7 protein-coding genes are annotated in these 5,417 nt (G+C 75.1%); 3 read left to right on the forward strand and 4 right to left on the reverse strand.

Translation table 11 applies throughout. The features are described from left to right. Positions 1-161 precede the first annotated feature (161 nt). Positions 162-905, reverse strand: coding sequence for an ABC transporter ATP-binding protein (locus tag DLJ47_RS33160; RefSeq protein ID WP_109906032.1), 744 nt, complete (start codon positions 903-905; stop codon positions 162-164). Positions 906-1,072: 167 nt separating this feature from the next. Between DLJ47_RS33160 and DLJ47_RS33165 the strand changes: the two genes are divergently transcribed. The 3 genes from DLJ47_RS33165 (at position 1,073) to DLJ47_RS33175 (ending at position 3,591) form a co-directional block, all read left to right on the forward strand. Continuing rightward, entirely contained in the window at positions 1,073-2,230 is a 1,158-nt protein-coding gene (locus tag DLJ47_RS33165) for a sensor histidine kinase (protein WP_233258152.1), read from the forward strand. Beyond that, positions 2,227-2,901: a response regulator gene (locus tag DLJ47_RS33170; protein WP_109906036.1), complete on the forward strand. Its 675-nt coding sequence runs from the start codon at positions 2,227-2,229 to the stop codon at positions 2,899-2,901. Before DLJ47_RS33165 ends, DLJ47_RS33170 begins: the two co-directional genes overlap by 4 nt. 150 nt (positions 2,902-3,051) lie before the next feature. Next, positions 3,052-3,591, forward strand: coding sequence for a DUF1697 domain-containing protein (locus DLJ47_RS33175; RefSeq protein WP_109906038.1), 540 nt, complete (start codon positions 3,052-3,054; stop codon positions 3,589-3,591). 28 nt (positions 3,592-3,619) lie between these two features. Here DLJ47_RS33175 and DLJ47_RS33180 read toward each other — a convergent pair whose 3' ends face one another. The 3 genes from DLJ47_RS33180 to DLJ47_RS33190 all read right to left on the reverse strand — a co-directional run. Continuing rightward, the gene (locus tag DLJ47_RS33180; protein WP_109906040.1) at positions 3,620-4,006 is read right to left on the reverse strand and encodes a DUF4180 domain-containing protein; all 387 of its coding nucleotides are present in this window, start codon (positions 4,004-4,006) and stop codon (positions 3,620-3,622) included. After that, a complete protein-coding gene (locus DLJ47_RS33185; protein WP_233258153.1) occupies positions 3,999-4,445 on the reverse strand; it encodes a helix-turn-helix domain-containing protein in 447 nt (148 codons plus the stop codon). Before DLJ47_RS33185 ends, DLJ47_RS33180 begins: the two co-directional genes overlap by 8 nt. Before the next feature lie 82 nt (positions 4,446-4,527). Further along, a partial coding sequence (locus DLJ47_RS33190; RefSeq protein WP_199236100.1) for an MBL fold metallo-hydrolase occupies positions 4,528-5,417 on the reverse strand: 890 nt, incomplete at its 5' end.

Here is a 5,417-nt window from a genome sequence, read left to right on the forward strand (position 1 = left end):
GTCGGCGGGTGAGTACGCCTCGGGGCTGGCGACCAGCACGGCGGCCCCGGCCAGCCGCTCCGGCGTCGACGGCCGGCCGGACGCGAGCAGCAGCGTGCTCGCGAAGACCAGCGCGACACCGACGGCGACGGCCACGAACGCGCCGGCCGATCGTCGGGCGGTCAGCACGACGGCTCCGGAATCGCGTCGGCGATCCGGGCGGCGACGGACGCGGCGGTGAGCGGGCCGGTCAGCTCGTCGGCGAGGCGGCCGTCGGAGAGCAGCAGCACCCGGTCGGCGTACGCGGCGGCCGCCGGGTCGTGGGTGACCATGACGACGGTCTGCCCGTGCTCGTCGACCAGCGCCCGCAGCAGCCGCAGCACCTGCCGGGACGCGGCGCTGTCCAGCGCGCCGGTGGGCTCGTCGGCGAAGACCACCGCCGGCCGGGTGACCAGGGCCCGGGCGATGGCGACCCGCTGCTGTTCGCCACCGGAGAGTTCGCTGGGCCGGTGCCCGGCCCGGTCGGCCAGCCCGACGGCGGCGAGCCCGGCCGTGACGTCCCGGTCCGCCGGGCGTCGACCGGCCAGCCGCAGCGGAAGTTCGACGTTCTGCGCGGCGGTCAGCGAGGAGATCAGGTTGAACGCCTGGAACACGAAGCCGATCCGGTCCCGGCGCAGCCGGGTCAGCTCGTCCTCGCTCAGGTCGCCCAGGCGGATCCCGTCGACGGTGACGGTTCCCGCCACCGGTCGGTCCAGCCCCGCGGCGCAGTGCAGCAGGGTCGACTTGCCGGAGCCGGACGGCCCCATCACCGCCGTGAACGTGCCGCTCGCGAAGCTGGTCGTCACCCCGTCCAGCGCCGTCACCCGTCGGCTGCCCGAGCCGTACACCGCCCGGAGCCCGGTCAGCGTCACCGTGTCTGTGGTCATACCGCCACCGTGCCGGGCCGGCGGGGCCGTACGCGTCGTGCCGGGGCCGGCACTTTCCGGCCCGCCCGCAGGGGTATCCGGGCGCCTTCGCGGTCGCCGCGTCATCCCCGAGGATGACCTGCCTCGGGTGGACGCGCCGCCCCCGGTCGGCGGTTACCGTCGGTCCCGTGGGCACGCTGCTTGCCCGGCGACTGCGGCCGGTGGACCTGTACCTGGTGGACGGTGTGCTGGCCGTGGTGGTCGGCGCGGCGCTCTGCGCGTACGCGGCCCTGGAGTCCCCGCTGCGTGGCGGGGTCCGGGAACCGGTGTGGGCGTCGGTGCTCACCGGGCTGGTCATCGGGCTGCCGGTGGCGGTCCGGCGGCGCTGGCCGGTCGGCGTGGCCCTGCTGGTGAGCCTGGCCGCCGCGGCGGCGCTGGCGACCGGCGTGATCCCCGACTTCGCGGCCGCCGCCCCGGCGTTCGCCATCGGGCTGGCCTGCTACACGCTGGCCGTCGCCACGCCACCGCTGCGGTCACTGGTGTACGCCACGGTCGGCCTGGTGGTGGTGAGCGCCGCGCTGGCGACGACCGCCGGTGACCTGTGGTCCCGCACCGGCGCGGTCGGCTACGCCGCCGTCATGATCGCGCCGGGCTGGTTGGTGGGCTGGTCGGTGCGGGAACGGCGGGCGCTCGCCGCCCGGCAGAGCGAGCAGCTGGTGCGCCAGGCGGTCACCGAGGAACGGCTGCGCGTCGCCCGCGAGCTGCACGACGTGGTGGCCCACACGATGAGCCTGATCGTGGTGAAGGCGGCGGTGGCCAACCACGTCGCCGACGCCGAACCGGGCGAGGCCCGGGACGCGCTGCGGGTGATCGAGGAGGCCGGCCGGGCGGCGCTGACCGACATCCGTCGGGTGCTCGGCGCGCTCCGCGAGGGCGCCGGGTACGCTCCGGCGCCCGGCCTGGACGAGCTGCCCGGGCTGGCCGAACGTGCGGCGATCGGCGGGGTGGACGTGCGCGTCGACGTCCGCCGGGACGGGCCGGACGTCGGGGCGGTGCCGGAGTCGGTGGGCCTGGCGGCGTACCGGATCGTGCAGGAGGCGGTCACCAACGTGGTGAAGCACGCCGCGCCGGCCGCCTGCCGGGCCACTATCGTCGTCGCGCCCGGCGAGGTCCGCGTCGAGGTGGTCGACGACGGCCGGCGCCCGGTGCGGATGGGCGGGCACGGCCACGGGCTGACCGGCATGCGGGAGCGGGTGACGCTGCACGGCGGCGAGTTCTCCGCCGGCCCGCGCTCCGGTGGCGGGTTCGCGGTGAGCGCCCGCCTGCCGTACCGGGCCGTCGCATGATCCGGGTGCTCATCGCCGACGACCAGGCGCTGCTGCGCGGCAGCTTCCGGGTGCTGGTCGACCTCGACCCGGGCTGCACCACCGTCGCCGAGGCGGGAACCGGCGCCGAGGCGGTAGCCCTGGCCGCCCGGCACCGTCCGGACGTGGTGCTGATGGACGTCCGGATGCCGGAGATGGACGGCATCGAGGCGACCCGGCGGATCTGCGCCGATCCCGCGACGGCGGGCTGTCGGGTACTCATCCTGACCACGTTCGACCTCGACGAGTACGTGTACGGCGCGCTGCGCGCCGGGGCCAGCGGGTTTCTGCTCAAGGACACCCCACCGGCCGAGCTGCTGGCCGGCATCCGGGTGGTGGCGGCGGGCGAGGGGCTGCTCGCGCCGACGGTCACCCGCCGGCTCATCGACGAGTTCGCCCGGCGCGCGGAGCCGTCCCGACCGCTGCCCCGCCGGCTCGACGGGGTGACCGATCGCGAGCGGGAGGTGCTCACGCTGATCGCCCGCGGGTTGTCCAACGTGGAGCTGGCCGCGCACCTGCAGCTGAGCCTGGCGACGGTCAAGACGCACGTGGGTCGGCTGCTCACCAAACTCGCCGTCCGCGACCGGGCCCAGTTGGTCATCGTCGCCTACGAGACCGGGTTGGTGGGCCCGGCCGGGCGGGAACCCGGCTGAACCGCGCCTGGCCGCGCCGGATCGCCGGCCTCGGGCGCCCCGCCGCGCCGGATCGCCGGCCTCGGGCACCCCGCCACGCCGGGTCCGCCGCGTCGCGGGCGTCGGTGGGGCGGCCTAGGCTGGCAGCGCCCGGACGTCGAGGAGGTCGTCATGCACCGGTACGTCGCCCTGCTGCGCGGGGTCAACGTCGGCGGGGTGAAGGTCGCGATGGCCGACCTGCGCCGACTCGTCACCGATCTGGGGCACGCCGACGTGCGGACGTACCTGCAGAGCGGCAACGTCGTCTTCGGCAGCGACGTGCGCGACGCCGAACGGCTGGCCCGCGGCATCGAGCAGGCGATCGCCGGCGAGCTGGGGCTGACCGTGCCGGTGCTGGTCCGCAGCGGCCGGGAGCTGGCGGCGGTGGCGGGTGGGAACCCGTACGCCGGGCGGGAGGACGACCCGACCCGGCTGCTGGTGGCCTTCCTGGCGACCGCGCCGAAGCCGTCCGCCGTGGACGCCCTGGCCGTGCCCGGCGGGGAGAACGTGGCGTTCACCGTCAGCGGCCGGGAGGTCTACCTGCACTTCCCCGACGGCGGCTACGGCCGGTCGAAGTTCACCAACACCTACCTGGAGAAGCAGCTCGGCGTGGTGGCGACCACCCGCAACTGGCGCTCGGTCCGGGCCCTGGCCGAGCTGGCGGAGGGGTAGCGGGCGACCAGCCCGGCCGGCGGGCCGCTCAGGCCGTGCGTCGCCCGTCGGTGTCGCCGCGCAGCCGGGCGTCGAGCGCGTCGAGGTCGGGCAGGAACCAGACGTGCCCGGCCCGGTTCGACTCCTCCACCAGGGCGCGCAGGGCCGAGCTGGCCGCCAGGTGCCGGGAGATGTCGCCGACCACGGCCAGCCGCAGCCGGTAGTTGACGAACTTCTGCATGACCTCGCCGGCGAAGCGGGTGCCCAGCGCGAAGAAGCGCTCGTCCAGCCGGCTCGCGGGAACGGCCACCACCTGGGCGCCGAGGAAGGCCGCGCCGATCAGGTCGAGCGCGTCCTGCTCGGTCGCCACCGGCGGGCCGGCCGGGTCGCAGACCAGCACCTGCACCCCGGCCCGCTGCTGAAGGACGTCAGGCATCGCCGACCTCCCCCGCCAGCAGGCCGGCGTCGCCGTCGAGCACGGCGTCGACCAGGCGCAGCAGTTCGGCGGTCGCGGCGGCGCCACCGAGTATCACGATCTTCATGCGGTTCCGTTCCTCGTCGTGGACGGTCTGGACGCGCAGCGGCTGCCCGCCGCCGCCGGTGTTCGCCGCGGCGAGCACGAACGTGCCCAGCCGGTCGGCCGCGGCCCGGTCAACGCCGTCGACCTGCACGATGCTCGACACCTCGACCGGTGCGACCGTGGCGGGCCGGGCCGGCTGCCCGGTCAGCGCGTCCAGGTCGGTGCGGGCGATCCGGTACTGCTTGCCGATCCGCACCGCCCTGAGCCGGCCGGAGCGGATGTAGCCGCGCACCGTCCGCACGTGCAGGCCGAGCCGGTCGGCCACCTGCTCGACCGAATACATTTCCTCATCCATCGCTCCCTACTTTAGCCCAGATAGGGAATGATAGGTAATCATGCTGCGGGGCGGACGGCACCCGCCGTCCGCCCCGGCCCGCTCAGAAGTGGTACGCGGTGCCGTACTCCGGCACCAGCACCCGGCTGCGCGGCGACACCCGGCGGATGGTGGCGACGAACTCGTCGAGGCGCTCGCGGTCGTTCGGCGCCACCGGCACCGGGTTACGCAGCTCGGCCTCGAAGTTGTCGAAGTGCACCGGCACCACCACCTTCGGGTGGTCCAGCGCGGCCAGCAGCCGGGCCGCGTAGTCGGCGGTGGCGGTGCTGCTCGGCAGCGCCACCATCGCCACGTCGGGGGCGAGACCGGTCAGGTTCCGCTCGACGAAGTCACTGGCCCCCATGAAGAACACCGCCGGGCCGCCGTCGACCCGCAGCTGGTAGGAGAGGGTGTCGCCCTCGGGCAGGTCGGCGATGGTCGCCGGCTTCGGCGGCGGGCTGACCCGTACGCCCGGAAAGGCCATCGAGTACGACAGGTTGCGGCTGTGCAGCGCACCGACCACCTCCACCGTGTGGTCGCCGAAGTCCAGCACCTCGCCGCCCTTGACCGGGCTGAGCTGCCCGGACGGCACCCCGTAGGCCAACCCCAGGTGGTAGGCGGTCAGCGTGCCGAACACCCGGGCGCCGGTGCGGCCGGCGATGTACGGGACGTCCATGTAGTGGTCCCAGTGGGTGTGCGTGACGAACACCGTCGCGGCCCGGTCCACCAGCGCGTCGACCACCGAGGTGTCGACCTCCAACGACGTCGACTGGTTGAAGGCGCCCGTGAACAGCCCGGTGTCGATGCGGCTCAGGTAGGGGTCGACCAGGACGGTCCGGTCGCCGATGTCGACCCGCCATCCCGACGTACCCCACCAGCGGAAGCTGATCGGGCCGCGGCGCCGGCCGGCCGGGGCGGCCGCGACCGGCGCGGCCGCGGCCGGCGGGACCACGG

Origin of the sequence: Micromonospora sp. S4605, from assembly GCF_003176715.1 — a bacterium.
GTDB classification, from domain to species: domain Bacteria; phylum Actinomycetota; class Actinomycetes; order Mycobacteriales; family Micromonosporaceae; genus Micromonospora; species Micromonospora echinaurantiaca.